The sequence below is a fragment of the Streptomyces sp. NPDC094032 genome (genome assembly GCF_040303965.1).
Taxonomy (GTDB): Bacteria; Actinomycetota; Actinomycetes; order Streptomycetales; family Streptomycetaceae; genus Streptomyces.
In genome coordinates this window covers 1-24,164 of the sequence record NZ_JBEOUE010000050.1, presented here as the reverse complement: position 1 = coordinate 24,164, position 24,164 = coordinate 1, and the positions used below count along the sequence as shown (strand labels likewise).

At 71.2% G+C, this 24,164-nt stretch carries 24 protein-coding genes and 1 pseudogene; 6 read left to right on the top strand and 19 right to left on the bottom strand.

Annotated elements, in window-relative coordinates; all coding sequences use genetic code 11:
* Nucleotides 1–654: RHS repeat-associated core domain-containing protein (locus ABTZ54_RS35275; RefSeq protein ID WP_351671930.1), on the top strand; the 654-nt coding region annotated here is incomplete at its 5' end.
* An 853-nt stretch (nt 655–1,507) separates the two neighbouring features.
* Here the strand turns inward: ABTZ54_RS35275 and ABTZ54_RS35270 are convergent.
* From ABTZ54_RS35270 to ABTZ54_RS35250, 5 genes are all read right to left on the bottom strand, one after another.
* Nucleotides 1,508–2,053 carry an NUDIX domain-containing protein gene (locus ABTZ54_RS35270; RefSeq protein ID WP_351671927.1) on the bottom strand — a complete coding sequence of 182 codons (546 nt, stop codon included), beginning with the start codon at nt 2,051–2,053 and terminating at the stop codon, nt 1,508–1,510.
* 229 nt (nt 2,054–2,282) lie between these two features.
* The gene (locus tag ABTZ54_RS35265) at nt 2,283–2,828 is read right to left on the bottom strand and encodes a hypothetical protein (RefSeq protein ID WP_351671925.1); all 546 of its coding nucleotides are present in this window, start codon (nt 2,826–2,828) and stop codon (nt 2,283–2,285) included.
* Nucleotides 2,828–3,277 carry a hypothetical protein gene (locus ABTZ54_RS35260; RefSeq protein WP_351671922.1) on the bottom strand — a complete coding sequence of 150 codons (450 nt, stop codon included), beginning with the start codon at nt 3,275–3,277 and terminating at the stop codon, nt 2,828–2,830. Before ABTZ54_RS35260 ends, ABTZ54_RS35265 begins: the two co-directional genes overlap by 1 nt.
* 563 nt (nt 3,278–3,840) lie before the next feature.
* Nucleotides 3,841–4,557 (bottom strand): hypothetical protein, encoded by a 717-nt coding sequence (locus ABTZ54_RS35255; RefSeq protein ID WP_351671919.1) that lies wholly within the window; start codon nt 4,555–4,557, stop codon nt 3,841–3,843.
* The gene (locus tag ABTZ54_RS35250; protein WP_351671916.1) at nt 4,554–5,183 is read right to left on the bottom strand and encodes an RNA polymerase sigma factor; all 630 of its coding nucleotides are present in this window, start codon (nt 5,181–5,183) and stop codon (nt 4,554–4,556) included. Before ABTZ54_RS35250 ends, ABTZ54_RS35255 begins: the two co-directional genes overlap by 4 nt.
* An 853-nt stretch (nt 5,184–6,036) precedes the next feature.
* Between ABTZ54_RS35250 and ABTZ54_RS35245 the strand changes: the two genes are divergently transcribed.
* Nucleotides 6,037–6,669, top strand: a complete 633-nt coding sequence (locus ABTZ54_RS35245; protein WP_351671913.1) for a hypothetical protein — start codon at nt 6,037–6,039, stop codon at nt 6,667–6,669.
* A 280-nt stretch (nt 6,670–6,949) separates the two neighbouring features.
* Entirely contained in the window at nt 6,950–7,927 is a 978-nt protein-coding gene (locus ABTZ54_RS35240; RefSeq protein ID WP_351671911.1) for an LLM class flavin-dependent oxidoreductase, read from the top strand.
* Nucleotides 7,928–7,943: 16 nt separating this feature from the next.
* Here the strand turns inward: ABTZ54_RS35240 and ABTZ54_RS35235 are convergent, their stop codons facing one another.
* The 4 genes from ABTZ54_RS35235 to ABTZ54_RS35220 all read right to left on the bottom strand — a co-directional run bounded on the left by ABTZ54_RS35235 (nt 7,944) and on the right by ABTZ54_RS35220 (nt 14,225).
* Entirely contained in the window at nt 7,944–9,377 is a 1,434-nt protein-coding gene (locus ABTZ54_RS35235; RefSeq protein WP_351671908.1) for a sugar porter family MFS transporter, read from the bottom strand.
* Nucleotides 9,378–9,515: 138 nt separating this feature from the next.
* The gene (gene smc / locus ABTZ54_RS35230) at nt 9,516–13,094 is read right to left on the bottom strand and encodes a chromosome segregation protein SMC (RefSeq protein WP_351671906.1); all 3,579 of its coding nucleotides are present in this window, start codon (nt 13,092–13,094) and stop codon (nt 9,516–9,518) included.
* Between the two features lie 219 nt (nt 13,095–13,313).
* Entirely contained in the window at nt 13,314–13,529 is a 216-nt protein-coding gene (locus tag ABTZ54_RS35225) for a hypothetical protein (protein WP_351671903.1), read from the bottom strand.
* Nucleotides 13,530–13,943: 414 nt separating this feature from the next.
* On the bottom strand, nt 13,944–14,225 hold the full coding sequence (locus ABTZ54_RS35220; protein ID WP_132919092.1) for an acylphosphatase: 282 nt from the start codon (nt 14,223–14,225) through the stop codon (nt 13,944–13,946).
* A gap of 161 nt (nt 14,226–14,386) precedes the next feature.
* Between ABTZ54_RS35220 and ABTZ54_RS35215 the strand changes: the two genes are divergently transcribed.
* A complete protein-coding gene (locus tag ABTZ54_RS35215; RefSeq protein WP_351671900.1) occupies nt 14,387–15,223 on the top strand; it encodes a CAP domain-containing protein in 837 nt (278 codons plus the stop codon).
* 99 nt (nt 15,224–15,322) lie between these two features.
* Here ABTZ54_RS35215 and ABTZ54_RS35210 read toward each other — a convergent pair whose 3' ends face one another.
* The gene (locus ABTZ54_RS35210; protein WP_351671897.1) at nt 15,323–15,907 is read right to left on the bottom strand and encodes a flavodoxin family protein; all 585 of its coding nucleotides are present in this window, start codon (nt 15,905–15,907) and stop codon (nt 15,323–15,325) included.
* Nucleotides 15,908–16,073: 166 nt separating this feature from the next.
* On the opposite strand from ABTZ54_RS35210, the gene ABTZ54_RS35205 reads away from it, so the two are divergent.
* Complete coding sequence (locus tag ABTZ54_RS35205; protein ID WP_351671894.1) at nt 16,074–16,466, top strand: winged helix-turn-helix transcriptional regulator; 393 nt, start codon at nt 16,074–16,076, stop codon at nt 16,464–16,466.
* Here the strand turns inward: ABTZ54_RS35205 and mutM are convergent.
* The 9 genes from mutM to ABTZ54_RS35160 form a co-directional block, all read right to left on the bottom strand.
* Nucleotides 16,456–17,316 (bottom strand): bifunctional DNA-formamidopyrimidine glycosylase/DNA-(apurinic or apyrimidinic site) lyase, encoded by an 861-nt coding sequence (gene mutM / locus ABTZ54_RS35200; protein ID WP_351671891.1) that lies wholly within the window; start codon nt 17,314–17,316, stop codon nt 16,456–16,458. The genes ABTZ54_RS35205 and mutM overlap by 11 nt on opposite strands.
* A gap of 108 nt (nt 17,317–17,424) precedes the next feature.
* The gene (gene rnc, locus ABTZ54_RS35195; protein WP_351671888.1) at nt 17,425–18,231 is read right to left on the bottom strand and encodes a ribonuclease III; all 807 of its coding nucleotides are present in this window, start codon (nt 18,229–18,231) and stop codon (nt 17,425–17,427) included.
* 20 nt (nt 18,232–18,251) lie between these two features.
* On the bottom strand, nt 18,252–18,425 hold the full coding sequence (gene rpmF, locus ABTZ54_RS35190) for a 50S ribosomal protein L32 (RefSeq protein ID WP_015036448.1): 174 nt from the start codon (nt 18,423–18,425) through the stop codon (nt 18,252–18,254).
* Nucleotides 18,426–18,427: 2 nt separating this feature from the next.
* Complete coding sequence (locus ABTZ54_RS35185; RefSeq protein ID WP_351671885.1) at nt 18,428–19,105, bottom strand: YceD family protein; 678 nt, start codon at nt 19,103–19,105, stop codon at nt 18,428–18,430.
* Nucleotides 19,106–19,217: 112 nt separating this feature from the next.
* The gene (locus ABTZ54_RS35180; protein WP_351671882.1) at nt 19,218–20,285 is read right to left on the bottom strand and encodes a F0F1 ATP synthase subunit B; all 1,068 of its coding nucleotides are present in this window, start codon (nt 20,283–20,285) and stop codon (nt 19,218–19,220) included.
* 109 nt (nt 20,286–20,394) lie between these two features.
* Nucleotides 20,395–20,886 (bottom strand): pantetheine-phosphate adenylyltransferase, encoded by a 492-nt coding sequence (coaD, locus tag ABTZ54_RS35175; protein WP_351671933.1) that lies wholly within the window; start codon nt 20,884–20,886, stop codon nt 20,395–20,397.
* A gap of 26 nt (nt 20,887–20,912) precedes the next feature.
* Nucleotides 20,913–21,494 (bottom strand): 16S rRNA (guanine(966)-N(2))-methyltransferase RsmD, encoded by a 582-nt coding sequence (rsmD, locus tag ABTZ54_RS35170; RefSeq protein ID WP_351671879.1) that lies wholly within the window; start codon nt 21,492–21,494, stop codon nt 20,913–20,915.
* An 82-nt stretch (nt 21,495–21,576) separates the two neighbouring features.
* Nucleotides 21,577–23,778, bottom strand: coding sequence for an ATP-dependent DNA helicase RecG (gene recG / locus ABTZ54_RS35165; RefSeq protein WP_351671876.1), 2,202 nt, complete (start codon nt 23,776–23,778; stop codon nt 21,577–21,579).
* Nucleotides 23,757–23,879, bottom strand: coding sequence for a hypothetical protein (locus tag ABTZ54_RS35160; protein ID WP_351671936.1), 123 nt, complete (start codon nt 23,877–23,879; stop codon nt 23,757–23,759). Before ABTZ54_RS35160 ends, recG begins: the two co-directional genes overlap by 22 nt.
* Here ABTZ54_RS35160 and ABTZ54_RS35155 point away from each other — a divergent pair.
* Nucleotides 23,842–24,164 (top strand): annotated as a pseudogene (locus tag ABTZ54_RS35155) (HSP90 family protein); the annotation flags it as partial. The gene ABTZ54_RS35160 and the pseudogene ABTZ54_RS35155 overlap by 38 nt on opposite strands.

Here is a 24,164-nt window from a genome sequence, read left to right as displayed (position 1 = left end):
ACCAACGACGCCCCCCTGGTCCTGGACAACGACGAGTACGGCAACCCCCGCACCGGCCAGCCCGCCACCCGCTACAACTGGCTCGGCGCCAAGCAACGCTCCAGCGAAACCCTCACCGGTCTGATGCTCATGGGCGTCCGTCTGTATGCGCCGAACGCAGGCAGGTTCCTCTCTGCGGACCCGGTGTACGGAGGGAACGCCAACTCCTATGAATACGCCCATGCCGACCCCGTCAATAATTTTGACCTCGACGGAAGACGTTGCTGGAACCCCTTCAGTGAAACTTGCAGAAGCAAGAACAATACTGTGAGTTTCATTTACTCGGTAGGGTCCGTCTGCTTTTCCTGGTGCCCTTATGTCGGAGTGGTGGGAAAGACCTATAGGGCCTATCGCGCCGGGAAGCGGGCGTGGCATTACGGTAGGGCTGCGTATCGAACCTACAAGAGGGGTGGAGCGAGAGGCCTCTGGAACCACACCAAGAGTTGGTCTAGGCGGCAGAGCTGCGTTCTCAATAACGGCGGCAGGGCGGCATGCGGCTGGGCTGCAGTTGGAGGAGTCACTGGCGTGACCGAGGGCTACGGGCACTTCAAGAACGCATACGGGCTGGCACGTGGAAAAATTAGAGCCATCTCGAGAGGGAAGTGGTGGCGATAGGGTCGCAGTTGCATACATGGCGCCCTAGTTAGAATGCGCTTTGTGGGGTGAGCCTTCGCGTGGCTCACCCCACAAGGCGACCCTCCTGAAGAATAGGCAATCGGATGAATGTTCCTGAAAAATGGAAAGGCCCTTCATGGGGACTCGCTGCCGCATGCGCCATCTCGGTGCTCTGGAAACTGCTTGAGCAGATCCTCAGAGATGAAGGTCCATCTACGCTCCCTACCGCGCTATATTCAGTCCTGCTTGCCGGATTCTCCTTCTGGCTCGTAGACGGTCTCCGAGCCAGGCGGAAGCGCCATAATGATGGCTCGAAAGATTCCTAGGCTTCTTGGGCACCCAACACTGAGGTACTGTCATCGGCCAGCAACGCCCCTGATGGGGCCTTCCGGCAGGAAGTCCGTGAATCGTCTCTTTGATCCGGTGACGTTCGCCACGTAGACCCGGGCTTCCCCAGATCTCCGGCGTCGCCCCGCCCGTCAGGCGCTCCTCGCCGCACGCGAAGCGGCGAAGAAGCGCGGAACCGCCGGGCAGGACAAGCCCCGGCGCCGGACCCGGGTTGTGCCGCGCGACGGCCGCGACCAGCTCGGGCTCGGAGCCGTGATCGGCATGATGATGACCGAGCGCGGCCTGGTCGCCCCTGCTGCACAGAACTCGGCGGTTGTGAGAGGGGTTCTTCGAGAACCTCCCTGGGCGAACGACCACGGCGCTGACCAGCGGCAGCGGTTCTCGCAACCGTGCACGGGCTGCTCGTCGACATCGCGGACGAACAGGTCGAGCCACCGGGTGGGATCCCCGACGGTCACCGCGGTCTCCTTCCTCTTCGGGCCGGATGCCCGGGGCGGCCCGATGGTCACACCCAGGTGTACGTGTCGTCGGTGACGGCTTCGAGAGCAGCGTCGGTGACGGCGGCGCGGGGGTCGGGCAGGGAAGCCAGGGCCGGGCCGATGGGCGGGAAGATCGGCAGTTCGGCGGTCTTGCGGTAGTCGATCCACTCGATGACGCCGGTCTCGTGGCTGCCGTCGGGCAGTTCGTCCTGCTCGGTCTCGGCAAGGGGTGCGCGGACCTCGGGAGTGATGTGGAGGCGGTAGATCAGGTGGAGCTTGCGCGGCGGCGGGGTAGGGCCGGGGCGGGTGACGCGCTGGTCGACGACCCACATCAGGTCGCCGCCTTCGGCCTGGTCGACATCGAGGTCGAGCTCCTCGGCGAGTTCGCGGGCGAGGGCGGCGTCGAGGTCTTCGCCATGCTCGACGTTACCGCCGGGCGGGGTGTAGTGGGCGGAGCCGGCACGGTCGCGGCGGATGAGGGCGACGTCGTCGCCGCAGAACACCAGGGCCCCGGTCCGGATCTTGATCCGGGAGAACGGGGGCGCAGCGGAGGGTTCGGGTGTGCTGGTCATGGCGGCCAGTATCGCGACCGCACGGGGCCGACGACCGCAAGGCGCTGGCCGCTCACTAGGCTGCCCAGCAGGCGAAGCCCTAGGATCCGGCTCCCCCGCCGCCGTGAGGACGGTCCGCCCTGGCCGCGCTCACGGCCACCGCTCGCCCCGGGGGCCGCAGGACGGGCCAGCGCGGGTACCTGCGGCGTGACTGGCAGCCTGCGCGATGGCCCCGGGCCGGCGTCCTGCTCTACGGCACGTTGACGACGTCGTTGCAGGACGGGGCGATGCGCTTCGCGGTCTGGTGGGCGACCGCGGCCTGCCAGCGGGTGCGCTCCCTGTCGAGCCGGTCGCCGTCGGCCGGCGTCGAGAAGAAGACCTCCCGGAGCCTGGGGCTCTCGGTGCTTCCCCAGTCGTCGACGCCGATCACGTACCGGTGTCCGGCGATCAGTGGTGCCCGGTGCGGGCCGGTGGCCTTGAACCCGCCGCCGGGTACGCGGAAGACGACCTGGTCGACGGTCGCGCCCGAGGGCAGGGTGCCCTTCAGGGTCTCCTCGACACGGACCTTGGAGAAGACCTCGACGTTGACGTCGTTGGGCTGCTCCTTGACCGTCTGGTCGACCGTGACGACGGCCACGTGATCGACGATGCCGGCCTTGTCGCCGTCGGTCTCGTCGACCGGGAGGCAGATCGCGTGGACCGTGACGTCGTCGTCGTGCGTGGCGAGGACGGCGGCGGTTGCCGACCCGGCGAGCACGACGGCCCCGGCGAGCGACAGCACAATGGTGCGTTTCATCATCCCCACAATCGGGTGTAGTTGGCCTGGTCGACGGCGGTCGGTCTGTCGACGTCGCTCTTCCTGTTCCACATGTTGTGCTTGTTCAGGTACATGTAGTCGGTCTGGGCGATACCACCCCGCCGCTCCCAGTACCCGCCGATGGTGTCGGGCTTGCTGTAGTCCCGGAACTCCGGGTCGTTCACGGTGTTGACGGCGTCGGGTGCGATGCTGATCTTCCGGAGCTTGTTCCACTCGGTGATAGCGTGCGCCCTCTCCGAGTCGTACTTCGACGACTCGGTCCACCGGATCTCGCCCTCGTCGACCGAGGAGTCCGTCCTGGACTCGGTGTCCCCTTCCTCGCACGGTGCAGCCGCTGCGGTCGGCGCGGCGGCGTACGGAGCGTTCGAGGTGGCGAGCGAGAGCAGCACGGCGGCGACCAGCGAGAGCGTTGCCTGGCGAAGCGTCATGGGCATCCCTGGTCGGACGGGCGAGAGGTCAGACGCTAGCGGCCAGCCAGGACGGCACGCGAGGTCAGAGCGGGACTGTCACCCGATCCGGTGGCCCGCGAGCCGCGTGGCACACCGACGTTCACCGTGCGCACCGAGTGCTTGGCCTTGTCGGTGAACACACCGACGGGCAGGCCATGGGGGTGAGAGTGACGTCGTCGGCGAGGAGCCCGGCTCGGGCCGATCAGCGGCGGCCTTGGAGAACCAGATGTCGGGGAGCGGGAGCAGCAGCAGAAACACGTGCCGGTCCAGACCGTGCTGCGGGCGTACGACGTGTCCTGCCCCCATCGCGGCCAGGAAGCCGGGGCCTGGTGCCTCAACGCCTGGTGAATCGCACTCCGCGCGCACCACGCACGCCAGGAAACTCACCGAGCAGCAAGAGCCCTGCCCCTGATGACCCAGTACAGCGAACCTTCGCTCGCGCGGACAGGACACGCTACTGAGGCACGCTCCTGCCCAGGTCCTCGCCTCCAGCTGGTGGGAGTCCCGCTCCGGCGGGGCTCCCACCAGGATGTCCGGGCGGGTCAGCCCGGCTGGCCGGCCGGCAGGCAGGCCGGGACGGCGCCGACCGGCAGCTTCGGGAGCACCTCGGCGAAGGAGCCGGTGGAGTCACCCTTGGCCAGCGGGAAGCCGAGCAGCAACTCCTTGCCGTGCGGGATCCGGGTGGGGTCGATGGTCACGACGGTCTTCCCGCCCTCCTTGGTCACCGGGAAGCTCGGCGCGGGCGGCGCCGGCAGGTTCGACGCCCCGGTGGGCGGTGCGGTCGGGGTCGGCAGGTCGGGCGCCGACGGGGCGGGGGGCAGGCTCGCGCCCGGCGGAACCGGGGGCAGCGGGGGCGGGGTCCAGGCGCTGGCGCAGTTCGGGTCGCCGGTGAAGACCTTGGCGTGTACGCCGGCCTTCGCCAGGTCCTGCTGGAGCCGGCTCAGGTCGATCCTGGCGTCCGGCTTGGCGATGGTGAGCCGGACCTTGCCGTCCTGCCCGCTCTGCACGGTGTAGGCGGCGGCGCTCTGTGCGGGCAGCAGGATCAGTGCGGCCCCGGCCACCGCGGCAGCCAGGCCCGTCGGCACGGCGAACCTCACCACCCCGCGGCGCTTCCGCTCGGAGCCCTGGTCCTTGGTCAGCAGACTGGTCATCAGATGTTCCTCACGCTGGATCTGGCGGCCGGCCGGAAAATCGCGGTCCGTGGGCACCGGCAGCAGCTGACGCAGCATCCGCAGGTCATCGTCCTGGTCCCGGTTCATCGCGTTCTCCTCTCGCTCGGCCTGACCTTCTCGGTTCGGTCATCTGTTATCTGCCTGCCCGCGCCCGGGGGTTCCAGGTCCACCCCGAGATTCTTCCGGGCCAGTTTCTCCAGCCGCCGCCGGGCCCGGGACAGCCGCGAGCGCACCGTACCGACCGGGACGCCGAGCGCCTGGGCGGCCCCGGCGTAGTCCAGGCCCGCCCAGACGCACAGGGCGAGGACCTCGCGGTCGCCCCGGGAGAGCCGATCCAGCACCTGGCGCACCGCCGCGATCAGCTCCTGGTCCTCCAGCCGCCCCACCAACTCGTCGGCGAAGTCCGGCAGCAGCCCCGGCGCGGGCATCCGCGCCATCAGCGCCTGGTGGCGCCGGCCCACCCGCCGCCTGCGGTGCACCACGTAGTGCGCGATGCCCAGCAGCCACGGGAGCAGGCTGCCCCCCTCGGGGTCGACTTTCTCCCGAAGCCGCCAGGCCTCCAGGAAGACCAGCGAGGTGCAGTCCTCCGCCCCGGCCCAGTCACCGGTGAGGCGGAAGCAGTGGTTGTACACGGCCTTCCCATGTTCGCGGAACAGCGCGTTGAACGCGCCTTCGTCGCCGGCCCTGACACGGGCTCTGAATCCTGGATCCATACCTTCCTCTGCCGTCCTCGCGCGGGTGGTTCCCGGTGAGGTACGTCATAGAGGTCGGATCGGGTTCACGGCGTCCGTTGGGGGCCCGGGTCCAGCCGTCGAGCACCTCGTCGACCAGGTCCGCCACGAACCGGGCGAGGTGGCCCCCTGCAGCCGGTCGTCCACGAAGCCGGCTCGGGTTCCGGCGCCTTTGCTCGCTTCCGGGGCCCTGATCTCTCCTGACGCTCGCCACGGCGGACATCAGCGGCGTCGTGGCCCGCTTCGTCGAAGACGACGAGGCGCACGACCGGAATAGACGGATGGCCCACAAGTAGCCGGGCTGCGAGCGCAACCCCCCTGATCATGCCGGACGAACGGGGGTCGCTGTGATCGTGCGCCCGGTCAAGGTTCGGCACATCGTGGGAGCGGAGCCCATCCGACCCGGCGGCCTCCTTCCGGGCAGGACGGGGCCGCCGTATTGCCGTGAAGGGCGGTAAGCCGGTGCTCGGGCGCGAAAAGCTCCTGCACCGCGAAACCGCGAAGGCGATCACGAGCTGCGCCAGCCCGCGCTCGCCGCATGGGTCGCGAACCTTCTGGCCCGTCATCGCCCCAAGCAGACTCGGCAGTTCCTGACGCTGGAAGCTGCGCGAGGCCCACCGGACGCTCGACGCTGACCAGCTACGGGAGGCGGGCCGGCCACAGAACCAGCTCGTCACCGCGCTCTCCCGTACGGCCGCCACTCTGGCCGAGAAGCCAGGCAGCCGGAAGCGACTCGGTGCTGCACGAGATCGAGCAGTCCCTCCGCGGCGTACTCGCCCACCCCGGTGTCGCCGAGCTGTGGGCCAGGGCCGGCCGGTGAAGGTGCTACGGCGAGGTGAGAGCCGAGCTACCCGACGAGTACGAGCGGCTCCCGAAGGACGCGAAGGTCGATGTGCCGGCCGAGCCCTGCGTGGAGTGCGCGTACCTGGGCGCCGCGGCCCTGGAGCTGGCGGACCTCCTCGGCCACGACCGGCAGGGCCACCAGGTGCAGCGGGCCCTGTGGTCGTACCGGATCCGCAGCACGGCAGCCCTGCTCGCCGCCCTCGACGGCGACCTGGGCCTGTACTACCTGCGCGGCCAGGGGCTCGGGACCGGCGGCCTGGAACGCGTCCACAACCGGCTGCGCCGCCTGGAGTGGGACTGGCCGGTGCCGGGGACTCGACGCCCTCGCGAAGCCCCGGAGGGCGCGGACGTCGACGACGACCAGGAGGTGGTCCTCAAGGACCTGATCCGCGAGCTGGTCCTTGACTGGCGCACCCGCGCCGCCGCGACCACCAGATCGTCCAGGGCCGCATCGCCTGGTCCGGCGTGCACTCCGCGCAGTGCCTGGACCTCGGCTACACCCCGTGGAGCCGCGTCCTCGGCGGCGAGGCGGTCGTCGGCTGCGCGGGATCAGCTGCCCTTGCTGTTTCAGGCCAAAGCAGGCCGATACGGTCAGATGTGGACGGCTACGGCCTCGTGGCGATGACGGCTTCGATAGGGACGGCGTTGGCGAAGGTGCCGTCCGGGCTGAACGCGGTGAGCTCACGGCGCAGGAGCTCGTCGAAGGCGGTCTGCCGGGTGCCGAGGACGGCGGGGCTGGAGTAGGAGAAGGAGTACTGCAGGCCGACGAGTTCGTCCAGGGTGCGGGTGAAGGTCTGGCCCCGTGACGTCCGGCGAGGAGCCGGACGAGACGCGCACGGCCGTTTCCATCTGACGCAACGTCAGCTACCGTCCCCCTCCGACGCACCCGTGGAGGGGGACTTCCCATGCCGTTCACCGTCGTACGGTTCAACCTCGTCGATCCGCACGCGGACCCCGTCTCCCTCTCGGCCCGCTACCGCGCGGCCGTCGAGATGGCGGCCCACGCCGACGCGCACGGCGTCGACACGGTGCAGACCGAGGAGCACCACGGGGCCGTCAACAACTGGCTCCCCTCCCCCTTCGCCTTCGCCGGGGCCGTCTTCGGCGCGACCCGGCGGATCGCCGTCACCGTCTCCGCGATCATCGGCCCGCTGCACGACCCGCTGCGGCTCGCGGAGGAGATCGCCGTCCTCGACCTGCTGAGCGCGGGCCGCCTGGTGACCGTCGCCGGGATCGGCTACCGCCCGGAGGAGTACGAGGAGCGCGGGGTCGACTGGGGCCGCCGGGGCAGGCTCCAGGACCAGCTCCTGGAGACCCTGCTGACGGCCTGGAAGGGCGAGCCCTTCACGTATCAGGGCCGTACGGTACGGATCACTCCGCGGCCCTTCACCCAGCCGCACCCGCTGCTCCTGGTCGGCGGCTCCTCGAAGGCGGCGGCCCGGCGGGCGGCCCGGCTCGGGCTGCCGTTCTTCCCGAGCGCGCACCTGCCCGAACTGGAGACGTACTACCAGGAGCAGTGCGCCGCGCACGGCACGGAGGGCTGGACGATGATGCCGGCCCGCGAGACCCCGCTGCTGCACGTGTCGGAGGATCCGGACCGGACCTGGGCCGAGTGCGGCGAGCACTTCCTGCACGAGGCCCGTACCTACGCCTCCTGGCAGTCCAAGGACATCCGCTCGGCCGTGCGCTCGGGCGCGGGGAGCGTGGCGGAGCTGCGCGCGGAGGGCGTCTACCGGGTGGTGACGCCCGAGGAGTGCGTGGCGCTCGGGCGGGAGCTCGACAGCCTGGTGCTGCATCCGCTGTGCGGCGGGATGCCGGTCGAGGAGGGCTGGCGGAGCGTGCGGCTGTTCTGCGACGCCGTACTGCCCCGGCTCAAGGGATAGCCGATCCTCCCCGCGTTCAGCCCATCTCCTCCAGCGCCTTGCCCTTGGTCTCCTTGACGTACCGGAGCACGAAGGGGATCGAGAGCACGGCGAAGACCGTGTAGATGATGTAGGTGCCGGAGAGGTTCCAGTCCGCCAGGGACGGGAAGCTGGCCGTGATGGCCCAGTTGGCCATCCACTGGGCGGAGGCGGCGACGCCGAGGGCGGCGGCGCGGATCCGGTTCGGGAACATCTCGCCGAGGAAGACCCAGACGACCACGCCCCAGGAGAGGGCGAAGAAGAGGACGAAGACGTGGGCGGCGACGAGCGCCACGGCGCCCTGGGTCTCGGGCAGCTTGCCGTCGACGAGGTCGGCGGAGAAGGCCCAGGCCTCGAAGGCGAGGGCGATGGCCATGCCGACGGAGCCGACGAGCGCGAGCGGCTTGCGGCCGACCCGGTCGACCAGGACCATCGCGATCACGGTGCCGATGATGTTCACGATCGACGTGGTGAACGAGTAGAAGAACGAGCTCGACGGGTCGATGCCGACGGACTGCCACAGCGTCGCCGAGTAGTAGAAGGCGACGTTGATGCCGACGAGCTGCTGGAAGACGGAGAGCCCGATGCCGACCCAGACGATCGGCAGCAGCTTGAACTTCGTGCCCGCGACCATCAGGTCCTTGAAGGTGGACTTGTGCTCGCTGCGCATGGCCTGGTCGATCTCGGCGACCCGGTGGTCCAGGTCGACCCCGTGGCCCTCGACCTCGGCCAGCACCTCCTTGGCGCGGTCGGTCTTGCCCACGGAGATGAGGAAGCGCGGCGACTCGGGGATCGCGAAGGAGAGCAGGCCGTAGAGGAGCGCGGGCACGACCATCACGCCGAGCATCCACTGCCAGGCCTCCAGGCCGCCGATCTTGCCGCGCTGGTCGCCGTCGGCGAGCTGGAGGATGCCGTAGTTGACCAGCTGGGAGATGGCGATGCCGATGACGATCGCGGCCTGCTGGAAGGAGCCGAGGCGGCCGCGGTACGCGGCGGGCGCGACCTCCGCGATGTAGGCGGGGCCGATCACCGAGGCCATGCCGATGGCGAAGCCGCCGATGATCCGCCAGAGGGCCAGGTCCCACAGCGCGAAGGGCAGCGCGGAGCCGACGGCGCTGATGGCGAAGAGCACGGCGGCGATCCGCATGCAGAGAATGCGGCCGATGCGGTCGGCGATCCGGCCGGCGGTGGCGGCGCCGATGGCGCAGCCGATCAGGGCGATGGCGATGACCTGGGCCAGCGCGGCGGAGCCGATCTCGTACCGGTCGCGGATGGCCTCGACGGCGCCGTTGATGACCGAGCTGTCGTAACCGAAGAGGAAGCCGCCCATCGCGGCCGAGGCCGTGATGAAGATGACGTGTCCGATGTGGTCCGGATGGGCCGAACGCCCCTCCGACGGCGGCGGTGTGGGCGCCTGCGCGGTGCTGGTCACTTGGGCTCCTCCGGGGGACGGTCCTGCCCCGGGTGTCCCGGGCCGCCGGGGCTCTGCCGGACGTCCGGGGGTTCCCGGGCTTCCAGTGGCGCACACCTTCCCGTCGGCCACCACTTCAGCCACGGCCCGTTCACCGCGTCAGCGCAGCCGCTGGCTGATCACCTTCGAGACGCCGTCGCCCTGCATCGACACTCCGTAGAGCGCGTCGGCGACCTCCATCGTGCGCTTCTGGTGGGTGATCACGATCAGCTGCGAGGACTCCTGGAGCTCCTCCATGATCCGGATGAGCCGCTGGAGATTGGTGTCGTCCAGCGCCGCCTCGACCTCGTCCATCACGTAGAACGGGCTGGGCCTGGCCTTGAAGATGGCGACGAGCAGCGCCACGGCCGTCAGCGAGCGCTCGCCGCCGGACAGCAGCGAGAGCCGCTTGACCTTCTTGCCCGGCGGACGGGCCTCGACGTCGATGCCGGTACGGAGCATGTCGTCCGGGTCGGTGAGCACGAGGCGGCCCTCGCCGCCCGGGAAGAGCCGCGAGAAGACGCCCTCGAACTCGCGGGCCGTGTCCCGGTACGCCTCGGTGAAGACCTGCTCGACCCTCAGGTCCACCTCCTTCACGACCTGGAGAAGGTCGGTCCGGGTCTTCTTCAGGTCCTCCAGCTGCTCGGAGAGGAACTGGTGGCGCTCCTCCAGGGCCGCGAACTCCTCCAGGGCGAGCGGATTGACCTTGCCGAGCTGCTGGTACGCCCGTTCGGCGGACTTCAGCCGCTTCTCCTGCTCCGAACGGATGAACGGGCGCGGCTGGTTGCGCGGGTGGTCCGGGTCCTCGGGCAGCTCCTCGCCCTCGGCCGGAGGCGACGGCGGTACGGGCTGGTGGGGGCCGTACTCGTCGACCAGCGCGGCCGGCTCCACCCCCAGCTCCTCCAGGGAGCGGCTCTCCAGCTGCTCGATCCGCAGCCGCTTCTCCGCGCCCAGGACCTCGCCGCGGTGGACCGAGTCGGTGAGCTTGTCGAGCTCCGCCTTCAGGGCGCGGCCACGGTCGCGGGCCGCCCCGAGCCCCTGCTCGCGGGCCCCCTTCGCGGCCTCCGCCAGGCTCCGCTCGCGCTCGGCGCGGACCAGGGAGACCTCCACGTGGGCGAGGAGCTGGCGGGTGCCCGAGGCGACGGCCGCGGCGACCTCCGCCTCGTGGCGCAGCCGGGCCCTGCGCTCCTCGGCGCGGGTCCGGGCCTCGCGCTCGGCGCGGGCGGCGCGGTCCAGGGAGTCGGCCCGTCCGGCCAGGCCCTTGACCCGCTCCTCGTGGGTGCGGACCTGGAGGCGGGCCTCCATCTCGGTCTGGCGCGCGTTGGAGCCGTCGACGGCGAGGCGGTCGCGGACCGACCCGTCCGGCTCCTCGTCGGCGTCCGCCCCGAAGGGGGACGACTCCTCGGCGACCAGCAGCCGTTCGGCCAGCTCCTCCGCCTCGGCCAGCGCCTGCTCCAGTGCCTCGGCCGCCCGCGCGGCGGCCGCGGCGGTCCGCTCGGCCTCCCCCGCGGCGCCCCTGGCCTGTCCTGCGAGCCGCCCGAGCTGCTGGGCCACCGCCGACTTCTCCCGGTCGGCGGCCCGTCGCCGCTCGCCCGCCTCCTCGACGAGCCGGGCGGCCTCGCGCCCGCGCTCGGCGGCGGCCCGCTGCCGGTCCGCCAGCTCCGCGCAGCGCACGTCCAGTTCGGCGAGCTCCGCCGTCGCCTCGTCGACCGAGGCGCGCAGTTCGAGGAGGCTGGGCGCGCCGGCGGCCCCGCCCTGCGCGAGGTGCGCCCCGAGCAGGTCGCCCTCCGCCGTGACGGCCGTGAGCTCCGGGCGGGCCCGCACCACGTCGACGGCCTCGTCGAGGCCCTCGACCACGACGACGTCCCGGAGCAGCCGGCGCACGGCCCCCATGAGGTCTGCGGGTCCTTGGACGAGCGGGGCGGCGGACACCGCTCCGGGCGGCGGGGCGGGTGCTTCGCCCGGGGTCTCGGAGCCCGCTCCCTCAGCGCCCGCAAGCAGCAGCGAGGCCCGGCCCGCGTCCTGCTTGCGGAGCAGCCGGAGGGCTTCGACGGCGGTCGCCGGGCCGGTGACGGCGAGGGCGTCGGCGGCGGCGCCCAGGGCGGCGGCGACCGGGATCTCGTAGCCGGGAGTGACGGTCAGCAGCTCCGCCGCCGGGCCGAGCAGGCCGGTCAGCCCGGCGCCGAGCAGGGCGCCGGTGCCGTCCTTGCGGCGCAGGCCGAGGGCGAGGGCGTCGCGGCGGGCGCCCGCCGCCGCGCGGGCGCGTTCGGCGGCTCCGACGGCCTCGCGGGCGGCGGCGAGCCCGGCCTCCGCGTCGGCTCGTTCCCGGCGGGCCGCCTCGTACCGCTCCCCCAGCTCGGTGTCCCCGGCGTCGAGGCCGTCCACCTCGGCCTTCAGCTGCTGGTACTCCTCCTGCGCGGCGACCGCCCGCTCCTGGGCCTCGTCGCGGGCGGCGGCGAGCCGGTCGATCTCGGCCTGGGCGGAGGCGGCGCGTGAGCGGGCCGCGTTGACCTGCCCGTTCAGGCGGGCCAGGCCCTCGCGGCGGTCGGCGAGGGCGCGGGCCGCGTCCTTGAGGCGCCGTTCCTCGACGGCGAGGGCGCGTTCGAGCTCGGCGCGGTGCTCGACGGTGTCCTCAAGGGCGCGCTCGGCGGCCTCCAGGGCGGCCGTCAGCTCGGCCTCCTGCTCGCGGACGCGGGCGGCCTCGCGCTCCAGGTCCTCCGGCTCGCGGCCACGCCGCTCCTCCACGGGCCGGTCGGTGGCGCTGGTGACGCGGGCGTCGGCGAGCGAGACGGTGCCGCGCACCCGCTCGGCCAGCCGCGACAGCTCGTACCAGCTCTGCTGGGCGCGCTGGAGCCGGGGCGCGAGGCGGCGGACCTCGTCCTCCAGGGCGGCCTCCCGGGCCTGCGCCGCCTTCAGTTCGGCCTCGGTGGACTGCTTGCGGGCGAGCAGCGCGGCCTCGTCGGCGACCTCGGCCTTCAGCGCCTCCGTGAGGCGTACGAGGTCGTCGGAGAGCAGCCGCAGCCGGGCGTCGCGCAGGTCGGCCTGGATGACGGCGGCCCGGCGGGCGACGGCGGCCTGCCGGCCGAGCGGCTTGAGCTGGCGGCGCAGTTCGTCGGTGAGGTCCTGGACGCGGGCGAGGTTGGCCTGCATCGCGTCCAGTTTCCGCAGCGCCTTCTCCTTGCGCTTGCGGTGCTTGAGGACGCCCGCGGCCTCCTCGATGAAGGCGCGCCGCCCCATGGGGTCGGCGTGCAGGACCGAGTCGAGCTGGCCCTGGCCGACGATGACGTGCATCTCGCGGCCGATGCCGGAGTCGGAGAGCAGATCCTGGATGTCGAGCAGCCGGCAGGTGTCGCCGTTGATCTGGTACTCGCTGCTGCCGCCCCGGAACATGATCCGGGTGATGGTGACCTCGGCGTAGTCGATGGGGAGCGCGCCGTCGGAGTTGTCGATGGTCAGCGAGACCTCGGCGCGGCCGAGCGGGGGCCGCCCGGTCGTGCCGGCGAAGATGACGTCCTCCATCTTGCCGCCGCGCAGCGACTTGGCGCCCTGTTCGCCCATGACCCAGGACAGCGCGTCCACGACATTGGACTTGCCGGAGCCGTTGGGGCCGACGACGCAGGTGATCCCGGGTTCGAACCGCAGGGTGGTGGCGGAGGCGAAGGATTTGAAACCGCGGAGCGTCAGGGCCTTGAGATGCACGCCTGCGGACTCTACCCGGGGTCCCGGGTTTCACCCGTGAAGGACCAGGGCACACCCTCCCCCAAGGAGGGGACATGGGGGACCGGGGGTGGCGCGAGGAGACGATGCCGCAAGAAAGAAGGGACGCCTAGGCGCCCCTTGCATATCTGGCTGCGTATCCAGCTGTGTGTCCAGCCGTGCTAGCGAGAGTGTTTCTCACCGGTGCCCCGGCACGGGGCGTCAGGTGAGCGCAGGCTCCGCCTTGGGAACGTCGAGGTCGATGCTGTCCAGCAGCGACTCTCCGTGGTGAGCGGCGGCAGCGGCGAGCGCGTCGTTCTCGGACTGGATCCGAACCAGCTCGGACTCGAGGTCCTGGACGCGCTGCTGAAGCCGTCGCATCTCGGCGAGGAGTCGCGGGTCGGAGCCGCCGACGTAACCGAGAAGCGCCTTTGCCATGATGGATGGTCCTCCACACTGAGTGACCGACCGAAGCGGTGTGGGTCGTGAGGGATTCGCACCCGCGGTGCCCGACCATGCTCTTTGTCGTGCCGGTTCTCACGGTCGGACAGCTAAGGTGCGCGGGGCTTCCAGAGTCTCACCAAAAAGTTTGACGGTCAACACGATCACGCCCCGCATCAAGGGCTCACCGGGGGGTCTGCGGCCGCGGGAAGGGCGGCGGCGCCTCGCAACTCGGTGCCCGGGGGCTCTGGAGATCATCCTTACTCGCGCAGCCTGGCACGGCAAGCCCTCATTGGCAACCACCAGGCGGTTTCCGCTTCCGGCGACCCTTCCGCGTACGCCGTGAGCGCCCCCCGCGCGCCCCTCCGAGGACGTCGCGCGGGGCGTTCGGACAAGATCGTCTAAGGGGTGTCAGCGGATCGCGAAGGTCTCGTAGATGCCTCGGGGCGTGTCCCAGATCTCAGTGACTCCGTCCACGCGCCCGGGCGTGTCGCCCGACCGGAGCCAGTCCAGCAGACGGTGGCAATTCTCACTCGGCCCCTCGGCCACGACCTGCACCCGGCCGTCGTCGAGGTTCAGGGCGAAGCCCACGAGCCCTCCGATCTCCAGCGCGTTTGCCCTGGTGAACCAGCGGAAGCCCACTCCCTGTACCCGGCCGCGCACCCAGGCGGTCATCCGTACGTCGTCGTTCATGGCTGCACGCTAACGGGCGGATTACGGAAGGAGCACGTCAGCCCCTCATGTCTTCGCGTACAGTCCCGACGGAACGGGACTCGCCCGGTTGGCCGAATCCCGTTCGAAGCATCCACAGAAGCAAAGACCAGCAAAGATCGTCCTTCAGGGAGGCCGAGCGGATGGGACGCCATCGGGGCGCGCGACGCGGCGCGCCGGTACGCACCGGGCTGCTCGGTGTCTCCGCCGCGGTCGCCGTCGGCGCCATCGCGGTCGCCTCGGGTCTGCTGCCCGGCGGCGACACGTTCACGGTGGGCAGCACGGGCACGGGCGGCGAGCGGACCGTGGTCACACAGCAGGCCCCGAGCCTGACCACGCAGGGCGGCGCCTCGGCGACCCCGGCCGGCGACTCCGCGCCGAAGAGCGCGGGGAACGACAAGACCGTCACCCCGTCCAAGAGCGCGGCGACCCCGACGCCCCCCGCGCCGAAGCCCACGCCCACGCCCACTGCCACGAGGACGGCGGCCGCGCCGAAGCCGAAGGCCCCGGCGCCCGCGCCCTCCAGGACGGCCCGCCCGGTCCAGGCCCCGACCACGAAGGCCCCGGAGCCGACGGTCACCGTCCGCCCCCTGGCCGGCCGGGAGGCGGCCGCCGAGGCGGAGGTCGTGCGGCTTGTGAACGTCGAGCGCGCCAAGGTGGGCTGTGTCGCGGTCCGCTCCGACGCGGATCTCGCCGCCCTGGCCGGTGCCTTCAGCGCCGACATGGCCGCGCGCGGCTTCTTCGACCACACCAACCCGGACGGCCTGACCCCGTGGGCGCGCGCCGACAAGGCGGGCGTCAGCGGTCTGGGCGCCGAGAACATCGCCCGCGGCCAGGTGGACGCGGCCGCGGTGATGAAGTCCTGGATGGCGAGCGACGGGCACCGGGCGAACATCCTGAACTGCGACTACAAGACGCTGGGCGTGGGGGTGCACTTCGCGGACGGCGGTCCGTGGTGGACCCAGGACTTCGGCTTCTGAGTCCCGCGCGCACCCGCGTACGCCCCTCGTACTCCCCTCGTACACAGGCGAAAGGCCCCGTCACCGCAGTGGTGACGGGGCCTTTCGCGTGCGTACGGGTCAGGCCGCGGCCTTGCCGAGCGCAAACGTGCGGGCGGTCTCGGCGACGCGGCGGCCGAGGTGCTCGGCGGTGGCGACGTCGGCCTTGTGGACGGCCTCGGGGCCCAGGTCACTGGGGGTCTGGGCGGCGGCGCCGGAGAAGAAGCCGAGGCGGTTGATGTCGTTCTCGGACGCGGTGCTGGTGTTCCAGCCGGGCTTCAGGCCCAGGTTGACCCAGGTCATGCCGTGCTGGCCGGCGAGGGTCTGGAAGAACTGCAGGGTGTGCAGCTTGTCGCCGCTCTTCGAGGCGGAGTTGGTGAAGCCGGCCGCCAGCTTGTCCAGCCAGGCGTCGGAGAACCAGCGCTTCGAGCTGGCCTCGGCGAACTGGTGGAAGGCGCCGGAGGCGGTGCCCATGTAGGTCGGCGAGCCGAAGACGATCGCGTCGGAGGAGTCGAGCAGCTCCCACTGGGCGTCGGTGATCTCGTCGACCTTGATCAGGTGGACGGTGGCACCGGCGTCGGCGGCACCGTCCCGGACGGCCTCGGCGATGACGGCGGTGTGGCCGTAGCCGGAGTGGTAGGCGATGGAGACGACGGGCGTGGTCATGGAGGTGCTCCTCGGCTGCGCTGGGGACGGCATGGGGTGATGACGAGAAGTAGAGCACTAACTTTTCGACAGCGCAACCCTCGATGCAGCGCGTGCCTCGATGCAGCGCAACCCTCAACACAGCGCACTCCTCTCCACAGCGCTGTGCGCGAGTATGGTAGAAGGCATGACCGACGACCCGGACCTCGCTTTCGACGTCTTCGCCAAGTCCTGTCCCTCCCGCGGCACGCTGGAGCACGTGACCGGCCGCTGGGGCAGCCTCACCCTGGGCGCGCTCCACGACGGCACGTTCCGCTTCAACGAACTGCGGCGCAGGGTGGACGGCGTCAGCGAGAAAATGCTGTCCCAGACGCTGCACGCCCTGGAGCGCGACGGCCTGGTGCACCGCGACGCGCAGCCCACCAACCCGCCGCGGGTCGACTACCGGCTCACCCCGCTGGGCCAGGAGGTCGCCGAGCGGCTGCTGGGGCTCATCCACCTCGTCGAGGGCCGGATGGACCAGGTGCTGGCCGCCCGCGAGAGCTACGACGCGGAGCGCGCGGTGCCCGTCACGCCGTGACGCGCGGCGGGCGCTGGCAGCGCGGGCAGTAGTAGCTGGACCGGTTCATCCACGCGCGCCGGCGCATCGGCGTACCGCAGCGGTGGCACGGCTCGCCCTCCCGCCCGTAGGCGTCGAGCGACCGGTCGAAGTAGCCCGACTCGCCGTTCACGTTCACGTACAGCGCGTCGAAGCTGGTCCCGCCGGCCGCGAGGGCCTCGTTCATCACGTCCCGCGCGTGCCCGAGGAGCTCGGCCGAGCGGGGCCGGGTCAGGGTCGCGGTCGGCCGGTCGTAGTGCAGCTTCGCGCGCCACAGCGCCTCGTCGGCGTAGATGTTGCCGACGCCGCTGATCAGCGACTGGTCGAGCAGCGCCCGCTTGACCGTCGTACGCCTCAGGCGCAGCGCGGTCTGGAAGGCGGCGTCGTCGAAGAGCGGGTCCAGCGGGTCGCGCGCGATGTGCGCGATGACGTCGGGCAGCCCGTCGGGTGTGTTGTCGTGCAGCGAGAGTCCGCCGAAGGTGCGCTGGTCGACGAAGCGCAGCTCGGTGCCGGCCGCGTCGGCGAAGCGGACCCGGATCCGCAGGTGCTTCTCGTCCGCCGCGTCCTCCGGCTGCACGAGCAGCTGGCCGCTCATGCCGAGGTGGCCGAGGACCGAGGCGTCGGTGTCGGCGAGCGGCAGCCACAGGTACTTGCCGCGCCGCCGCGCGGTGCCGAGCCGCTGTCCCCGCAGCCGGGCCGCGAAGTCCGTGCCGCCCGCCGGATGGCGCCGTACGGCCCGGGGGTGCAGGACCTCGACCTCGGCGACGGTCCGTCCCGCGACCCACCGCTCAAGACCGCGTCGTACGACCTCGACCTCGGGCAACTCGGGCACGGCACTCCTCCGGAACGGCTCCTGCGGGTGATGCCAGCAGCCTACAACCGCCGGGCACGACGATGCCCCCGTCCCCTGGAGGGGGCGGGGGCATCGGGAAGCGAAGGGTCAGGCCGAAGCCTGGTCCTCGGCGGAGGGGAGGTCGGTGACCACTTCCCCGCCCTGGCCGGAGGCGTTCTCGGCAGCGGCCTTCGCCGCCGCCGCGCGCTCGTCCGCGGCCGCGCGAATCGCGCGCCACGCGGACTCCGCCGCCTGCTGTTCCGCTTCCTTCTTGCTGCGGCCGGTGCCGGTGCCGTACGAGACACCACCGACGCGGGCGGCAGCAGTGAAGACCTTCTCGTGGTCCGGACCCTCCTCGCTGACGAGGTACTCCGGAACACCCAGGCCCTCGGCCGCGGTCAGCTCCTGGAGACTGGTCTTCCAGTCCAGGCCCGCACCGAGGTTCGAGGACTTCTCGATCAGCGGGTCGAAGAGCCGGTGCACCAGCTCGGAGGCCGCGTCGAGACCCTGGTCGAGATAGACGGCGCCGATCACCGCTTCAAGGGTGTCGGCGAGGATGGAGGCCTTGTCCCGGCCGCCCGTACCCTCTTCGCCCCGGCCGAGCCGGATGAAGGAGCCCAGGTCGAGGCCGCGGCTCACCTCCGCCAGCGCACGCGAGTTGACCACCGCGGCCCGCAGCTTGGCCAGCTGGCCTTCGGGCAGGTCGGGGTGGGTGCGATAGAGCGTGTCCGTGACCACCAGGCCGAGCACGGAGTCCCCGAGGAACTCAAGACGCTCGTTGGTGGGCAGACCGCCGTTCTCGTACGCGTACGAACGGTGGGTGAGCGCACGCACCAGAAGGGCGGACTCGAGCTGATACCCGAGCCGCCCTTCCAGAAGCGTGTGGGACGAGGCTGCGTTGACGTGGTCAGACATCGTGCCTCTCACCAGCCCACTCAGACCGAGAGGACCTGGCGCTTGTTGTAGGTGCCGCAGCTCGGGCACGCGATGTGCTGCAGCTTCGGCTCCTGGCAACGCTCACACGAAACCAGGGTGGGGACCGCAGCCTTCCACTGCGACCGGCGGTGGCGCGTGTTGCTGCGCGACATCTTCCGCTTCGGAACAGCCACGGCTACTTCTCCTGCTTCTCGGCGGCGCTTCGGACGTCCCCGTCAGAGGAGCCGCTCATGTTGTCCTTCTCATCGGTTCCCTGCGAACCGGCGAGTCCCTGCAGTGCCGCCCAACGGATGTCGACGGCGTCGTGGTGGTGGTCCGGGTTCTCGTTCAGGCTGATTCCGCATTCGGAACACAGACCCGCACAGTCCTCCCGGCACACCGGCTGCATCGGCAGTGCGAGCACCACCGCATCACGCAGCACGGGTTCGAGGTCGAACATGCCGTCCTCGAGGGGGATCATGTCCTCGTCGTCCTCGGCTTCGTCGTCCGCGGCCGCCTTCGAGCGGCCCCGGTCGTCGGAGTCGGGGTACGAGAACATCTCCTGGAAGTCCGCGTCGAGCTCAAGCTCGACGGACTCCAGACACCTTACGCACTCCCCCTCGGCCGATGCACGGGCGGTGCCTGTGACAAGCACCCCTTCCATGACCGACTCGAGCCGGAGGTCGATCTCCACCGGAGCGCCCTCGGGCACTCCGATGACCCCTGCGACACCCAGATCCCTGGGGGCGTCGATCGTGCGGGAGATCCGCTGGAGGGCGCCAGGACGCCGCCCCAGCTCGTGTGTGTCGAACACGAGGGGGTCGCGGTGGTCGAGGCGCGTGCTCAGGGCTCTTCCTGCTTTCGGATCGTTCACATCGTGAGGGGGAGCTGCCGACCGTGGGCAGCATGGATCGCGGAATACGCGCGACCGAAGAGCCAGGATACTGGACGCTTCGCCCAGGGCCCAATCCGGGTGAGCTCCCCGCTCAGTGCCCCTGCTCGTAGCGGCGCAGCTGTTCCAGGTCGATCATGCTCGTGTCGAAGAAGCTGGTCTCGTCGAGCCCGGCGGTCCCCGGCTGGTGCGCGGGCGGCGCCGGCTGGGGCTGCTGCTCGTAGCCGTACTGCTGCTGGTACCCGTAGGGGTCGGCCTGCGGCTGCTGGTACGCGTACGGGTCCTGCTGCTGGTACCCGTACGGGTCGGTCTGCTGGACCGGTACCGGCTGCGCCTGCGGCATCTGCTGCTGGGCGGCGTACCCGTACGGGTCGTGCGGGTCGTGCTGCGGCTGCGGCGGGGTCTGCTGCTGCGGGATCCGCGCGGGCTCGGGGTCGGCCAGCTCCGCGAGGCCCGCGAGGTAGTCGGCGTCGCTGGTGTGCCCGCCCGGGCCCGCGGCGTCCTGCGCGGCCATGTGCTCGGCGAGGTCGTCGGAGGCGATCCTGCCGTGCAGCTTCTGCCGGCCTCGGCCGACGGCCTCCAGGGTCTTGGAGAGCACGGCCTCGAAGGCGCCCAGCTTGGCGTCCACGTAGGCGTCGGCCCGGTGGATCAGGGTCTGCGGGTCCGCGCTGTACTCGGGGGCGTCCTCGTCGGCGTACCCGTCCGCGTCCAGACCGGGGCCCCGGCCGAGCAGCTTCTCGCGGCCGCGGTCGACGGAGCCGATGGCCTTGTTGAGCACGACCTCGAAGTTGGCCAGCTTGGAGTCGACGTAGTCGTCGGCCTCCGCGCGGATCTCCTCGGCCTCCCGGCGGGCCTCGGTGAGGATGCGGTCGGCCTCGCCCTGCGACTGGCGGGCGACCTGGCTGTCGGAGACGATCGAGCCGCGCTCGGCGTGCGCGGCCTCGATGATCCGCTCGGCCTCCTGCCGGGCCTGCTCGACCATCTGCTCCCGGCCGCCGATCAGCTCCCGGGCCTGGGCGAGCGAGCCGGGCAGGGCCTCGCGCACCTCTTCGAGCAGGGCGAGCAGCTCGGCCCGGTTGACCACGCAGGACGCCGACATGGGCATGGAACGGGCGCTCTGGACCGTCGTGACGATCTCGTCGAGCTTCTTCTGCACGTCCACCGGTGCTCGCCACTCTCTACAGCTGGATGGAGACGGACGGGACGACTGTAAGGCCAGTCGGGCCCCGTCCGGGACCTGGTGACGGAGCGTCAGTGGCGGTGGCCGGGGGTCACTGCCCGGAGCGCTGCTCGGCGAGCCGTTCGGTGAGCCGGCCGAGGACCGCCGGGGGCACCAGGTGGGAGACGTCGCCGCCCCAGGCCGCGACCTCCTTGACCAGCGAGGACGACAGGAAGCTGTAGGTCGGGTTGGTCGGCACGAACAGGGTCTCGACGCCCGAGAGCCCGTTGTTCATCTGCGCCATCTGGAGCTCGTAGTCGAAGTCGCTGACGGCCCGCAGCCCCTTGACGATGGCGGGGATGTCGCGCTGCTTGCAGAAGTCGACGAGCAGGCCGTGGAAGGACTCCACCTCGACGTTGCCGAAGCCGGCGGTGACCTCACGGATGAGTTCGATCCGCTCCTCGACGGTGAAGAGGCCCTTCTTCGACTGGTTGATCATCACCGCGACGTGCACGACGTCGTACAGCTTCGAGGCGCGGGCGATGATGTCGAGGTGTCCATTGGTGATGGGGTCGAATGACCCCGGACAAACAGCGCGGCGCAACGTGGGTCCCTCGCTCTCCGGTCCGGTCATCGTGCGTCTTCGCACGTAGAGGCGGCGCGACCGTACCAAAACGTTCCCTCGCCGTAGCGACGGGACCGCATGGGTGCGAAGCCGTCCGGCCAGCCGAACTCGCCGCCCCGGGTGCTGCGCTCCACGGTGACGAGGGCATCGTCGGCGATCCAGCCCCCCGAGCGCATTGTGAGGAGGATCTCGCGGAGATCGGCGTCGGAGACGGCGTACGGGGGGTCGAGGAAGACCAGGTCGTACGGTTCCGATGGCGCCGGACCGGTCACGATCTGCTCCGCCTTGCCGGTGCGCAGCTCGGCGCCCGGCAGGGCGAGCGAGCCGATGTTCTCCCGGACGGTCTTCGCGGCGCGCGGGTCGGCCTCGACCAGCAGGGCGTGGGAGGCGCCACGGGACAGCGCCTCCAGGCCCACGGCGCCGGAGCCCGCGTACAGGTCGGCGACGCGGGCCCCCTCCAGGCCGTGGAACGACTCCCAGGTGGAGAAGAGGCCTTCCCGCGCCCGGTCGGAGGTGGGGCGGGTGCCGGTGCCCGGCGGCACGGCGAGTCGGCGTCCGCCGGCGCTGCCGGCGATCACGCGGGTCATCTGAGGTCCTCGTCATCCATAAGCCAGTGCGTGCCCACCAGCTTATGGCGGACGGCGCCGGGGCGGACCCGCCGTAGGCCGCTCAGCCCTTCTCCAGGTACTCCTCCCGGCCCTTGTCGAGCAGCGCGTCGAGGGCGGTGCGGAGTTCGGGGTGGGCGGTGAGGTCGGGGTCGGCGAGGACGAGCGCGGTGGCCTCCTCGCGGGCGGCGGTGATGACCTCCTCGTCGTCGATGACGGTGAGCATCCGCAGGGAGGAGCGCACGCCGGACTGGGCCTGGCCGAGGACGTCGCCCTCGCGGCGCTGTTCGAGGTCGATACGGGAGAGCTCGAAGCCGTCGAGGGTGGAGGCGACGGCGCCGAGCCGCTGGCGGGCGGGGCTGGCCTCGGGCATCTCGGTGACCAGCAGGCACAGGCCGGGGGCGGAGCCACGGCCGACGCGGCCGCGCAGCTGGTGGAGCTGGGAGACGCCGAAGCGGTCGGCGTCCATGATCACCATGGCGGTGGCGTTGGGCACGTTCACGCCGACCTCGATGACGGTGGTGGCGACCAGGACGTCCACCTCGCCGGCGGCGAAGCGGCGCATGACGTCGTCCTTGTCGTCGGGGTGCATCCTGCCGTGCAGCACCTCGACGCGGAGCCCGGCGAGCGGCCCGGCGCGCAGCTGCTCGGCGACCTCCAGGACGGCGAGCGGCGGGCGCTTCTCGGCCTCGTCCTCGGGGCTCGCCTTCCGCTTCTGCTTCCGGTCCTCCTCGTCGCCGATCCGGGGGCAGACCACGTATGCCTGGTGGCCGCCCTCCACCTCCTCGCGGACCCGCTCCCAGGCGCGGGCGAGGAAGTGCGGCTTGTCGGCGGCGGGCACCACATGGCTGGCGATCGGGGACCGGCCGGCCGGGAGCTGGTCGAGGACCGAGGTCTCCAGGTCGCCGAAGACGGTCATGGCGACCGTGCGGGGGATGGGGGTGGCGGTCATGACGAGCAGGTGCGGCGGCTGCTTGCCCTTGCCGCGCAGGGCGTCGCGCTGCTCCACGCCGAAGCGGTGCTGTTCGTCGACGACGACCAGGCCCAGGTCGTGGAACTGCACCTTGTCCTCGATGAGGGCATGGGTGCCGATGACGATGCCGGCCTCGCCGGTGACCAGGTCGAGCAGGGCGTGGCGCCGTCCGGCGGCGCCCATCGAGCCGGTGAGCAGCACGACCTTGGTGGCGTTGTCGGCGCCGCCGAGCATGCCGCCCTCGGCGAGCTCGCCCATCATCTCGGTGATGGAGCGGTGGTGCTGCTGGGCGAGGACCTCGGTGGGCGCCAGCATGGCGGCCTGTCCCCCGGCGTCGACGACGGCGAGCATCGCGCGCAGGGCGACCATCGTCTTTCCGGAGCCCACCTCGCCCTGGAGGAGCCGGTGCATGGGGTGGTCGGTGGCGAGGTCGTCGAAGATCTCGCGGGAGACCTTCTGCTGGCCGTCCGTGAGGGTGAAGGGCAGCTTGGCGTCGAAGGCGTCGAGGAGGCCGCCCTCGGAGGGGCGGCGGGGGACGGCGGGGAGCTGGGTGTCGGCGTGCCGGCGGCGGGCGAGGGCGACCTGGAGGACGAAGGCCTCGTCCCATTTGAGGCGGTCGCGGGCGTCGGCGATGTCGGCCTTGGTGTGCGGGCGGTGGACCTTGGTGAGGGCGTCGGGCAGGTCGGTGAGGCCGCGGCCCTCGCGCAGGGCGGGCGGCAGCGGGTCGGCGAGCCCGGCCCAGCCGGTGGCGGCCATGGAGTCCAGGGCGATGGCCACGGACTGCTCGATGGTCCAGGACTCCAGCTGCTTGCAGGCCGGGTAGATGGGCAGCAGCTCGCTCGCGAAGGCCTTGACGGTCTCGGTGCTGCTCTCGGCGTCGAGCAGTTTGTACTCGGGGTGGGCGAGCTGGAGCCTGCGGTTGAAGAGGCCGACCTTGCCGGCGAACATGGCGCGCCGGCCGGGCAGCAGCTCCTTCTGGTGGAAGTGGACCGTGCGGCCGAAGAAGACCAGCTGCATGCGGCCGCTGCCGTCGGTGATGGTGACTTCGAGGCGCTGGCCCTTGCCGCGCCCGCCCTTGTTGAAGGTGTGCACGCGGGCGTCGGCGACCTGGGCGACGACGGTGACGTGCTCGTCCAGGGGCAGGTCGGCGAGCGCGGTCAGCTCGCCGCGCTCCGCGTACCGCCGGGGGTAGTGGTGGAGCAGGTCGCCCACGGTGTGCAGATCCATGTGCTCGGCCATCACCTTGGCGGTGGCGGCGCCGAGGAGGCTCTTCAGGGGGTCGGCGAGCTGCATGGCACCTCCTGCGGGTGGGTGGCGGACCCGGTGGCCGCCGCGAGGGCGGCGGCTCCGAGCGGCTTGTTCGGTGGTTCGTCGAGCGCGGGCACGCGGTCCATTGCACACCACCGCACCGACAGACGGCGCGCAGGCTGTGGATACCGGTTGGTCACGTCGGAGGCGTGGCGCCTAGGATGGCCGCTCTTCCGCTCCTTCCCCGCGATCACCGGACGCCGGGATCGCCCGACCCGCGCCGTCGCCCGTCCCCCCACCGGCGCAGCGACGATGACTGCTGACCAGACACCTCATACGTTCCAGGTCGATCTGCGTGGCCTGGTGGATCTGCTCTCCCACCACCTCTACTCCAGCCCCCGGGTCTATCTCCGCGAGCTGCTTCAGAACGC